The sequence below is a fragment of the Holdemanella sp. MSK.7.32 genome (assembly GCF_024460475.1).
In the GTDB taxonomy this organism is placed as follows: Bacteria; Bacillota_I; Bacilli_A; order Erysipelotrichales; family Erysipelotrichaceae; genus Holdemanella.
This window is the reverse complement of sequence record NZ_JANFYN010000099.1, coordinates 1-1,756: the sequence shown is the minus strand read 5'-3', so window position 1 is coordinate 1,756 and position 1,756 is coordinate 1. Positions and strand designations below refer to the sequence as shown.

Annotated in this window: 1 protein-coding gene; it reads right to left on the bottom strand. The window is 32.9% G+C overall.

What is annotated here, in order from left to right; all coding sequences use genetic code 11:
• Window positions 1–94: 94 nt before the first annotated feature.
• Window positions 95–1,570 (bottom strand): transposase, encoded by a 1,476-nt coding sequence (locus NE544_RS11940; RefSeq protein ID WP_217293480.1) that lies wholly within the window; start codon window positions 1,568–1,570, stop codon window positions 95–97.
• Window positions 1,571–1,756 lie beyond the last annotated feature (186 nt).

Below are 1,756 nucleotides of genomic sequence, written 5' to 3'. Positions count from 1 at the left end.
TTTTTAATGATTAAAAGGATTTCAGTTATGGTTATAAAACTGAGATCCTTTTTTGTTATGTTCATTGTTCAACATTATTATAATTTTCTATTTATTACTTTTGATTTTTCTTTTTGTATGATCCACGTTTCTTTCCTTTTTTTGAAAGAATCTGATCCATAGATTTAGGAACTCCTTTTATGCTTGGATTTTTCCTTGTAGCCCATAGGATGCGATTGCGTGTATAATTGAAATCGGAGAAACCTCTGGAATCTCTTTTTAAATCTTTTGGCTTTCGATTAAAGGATTCCATTGGTCCATTGGAAAGGCGCGCGTAATATTCTTTTTCTGTACGTGCGCTTTTTCTATACACTTTTATACGGGTGAAGGAATTAACTATAGGTCTAAGATTCCTTCTTAAGAAACCTGCAAAATCACGAAAGATAGACTGATCAGATTTGTCATATTTATCAATCAATGCGTTTAAATCAAGAAGAACATCGAATTCGTTATCGTATTCTGTGTGATTGAATTGAATATATTCTTCCTTAAGGTCACGAAGGCCTTCGAAGTTTGGGTCTAGCTGAAGAAATAATTTTTCTATTGTATAAGTATCAACATTCATGCCAAGCATTTTATGATAGTGTCGATTGTATGAGTAATTGATTTCATCTCGATTTTTAAGCATCACCCAGCGATAGTTTTGGAGCAGAATGACCTCTTTAGATTTTTTAATAGTCTTATTGTCACGATTGGTGTCGTGATTTTTTTCTTCAAGAGCTTTTTTGTCACGATCCTGATATTTCTTCATGACTTTATTGATGTACCCATTGAGGTAAGAAATAATGGTTTTTACAGCGTGAAACGAGTCCAATACTGTACAGGAATTAGGAAAATACTTTTCTGGCATGGTCAAATAAGTCTGGTATGCATCACAAATTACAGCTTTTACTTTAAGACGCTCCTCTAATGGAATGTGAAGAAAATAGTCTTCTAGAGTGGAACTCCAGCGATTGTGTACAATATCTACAATCTCACCATTTGAAAAATCCATGATGACAAATGCATACTTTTGAGAATTACTGATGTTCAAGTACACTTCATCAATTGACATATATTCTGGAAGAGGAAGTCTAGGAAGATCCACATACCTTTCAAATAAAATGTGAGCGAGAGTATCAGAAATATTAAATCTTTCGGCAATGGCTGCAGTACTTTGATCCAGGTGTTTAAACGCATTTAGAATAAGAAGTGGAGTGATAGTTGTAGAATGAGCATATCTATCCAAAAAAGGAAATGAATCATTCATATAAAGATTACACTCATCACAATGCCACTTACGTTGTTTAACAATCATATAAAATTTAGTGGAATCCTGAAGAACGGGATGATTAAGCTTACGAGTATAGAAACCTTTAGAATGCATCCTTGAACCACATCTAGGACAATACATAGGTTCCAACTTCTTCTGGATGTGTATATATTTATTTTCATCAATCAATTCGACATCAGTAATAATAAAAGAGTCATCATCTTGAATATCAAGTACAGCTAATAGTTTTGAAATAGAAATATTTTCGTTATTGTTCATTTATATACCTCCTGGTTGAAGACAATGAACATAACGAAATAATTATAAACGGTTATATCAGACATAAAAAAAGAGAATGAATCAGGAATGAAATAATTACATTTCATATACCCCTAAATTCATTTCTCATTATTGTCCCCCAGATTGCCCCCTAAATTCGAGCCCCCTAGAAAATTTGGATACCCA